The organism is Mesorhizobium sp. M7A.F.Ca.MR.148.00.0.0, assembly GCF_003997735.1.
Classification (GTDB): Bacteria; Pseudomonadota; Alphaproteobacteria; order Rhizobiales; family Rhizobiaceae; genus Mesorhizobium.
In genome coordinates, this window is record NZ_RZTB01000343.1 from 1 (window position 1) to 711 (window position 711).

Below are 711 nucleotides of genomic sequence, written 5' to 3' on the forward strand. Positions count from 1 at the left end.
TGCTTCCCACCCAATAGGTAGGTGGTATGTTCGGCTAACTCATCGACGGTGCTGCATAATCGCACACCGATGCTGCCGCTGCCTATGGCTGGCTTCAGAATCACCGGCAGGCCGATCTCGGCGGCAGAGATTTCAACCTCCGCTGCATTCGCTGCTAAGCGATAAGCAGGTATTGGAATGCCGGCCTCCGCGAGGAGCTGACGTTGAGTAAATTTGTCGCAGCATTGTTCAATCGATGCGGGGTTCGGTCCCGGTAGATCGAAATGCAGGCAGAGCTTGCCAACTGTCGCGTAGATCGACTCGTCGTCGCCCGCAAAGCCAGTAATGCCAGCAATGTCATACGTCGCACGTAGCCGCGAACATTCGTGAATCAGCGCATCGAGATTGTCTGTATCGACACGGATTGTCTCGACACTTTCCGCCGCAAGGTAGTCATACCGAGCAGGATCAGCCGACAGGGTAATTGGATGGAAACCAAGACTCTGGGCCGCTTGGACGTATCGCAGACCAATTACCCTATGACCTTCAACTAGGATAAGCGCTCTCGTTGCTCTTGGCATCCATTTCTCCATTGCGAGCTGCGGCGGTCCGGGCGTAAACAGGGTATTAGCCTCTTTCAGCGCGCCTGACCTCAGATTTAAGATGAACCTATAACCTTCAGGGACTTGCGCTCGCAAAGATTCTATAAATTTATTTGAAGCATTTGTTGCA

Annotated in this window: 1 pseudogene; it reads right to left on the reverse strand. The window is 53.0% G+C overall.

Going from position 1 to position 711, the window contains the following annotated elements:
- Positions 1-560, reverse strand: a pseudogene (locus tag EOB49_RS34390) (hypothetical protein); the annotation flags it as partial.
- Positions 561-711: the final 151 nt, after the last annotated feature.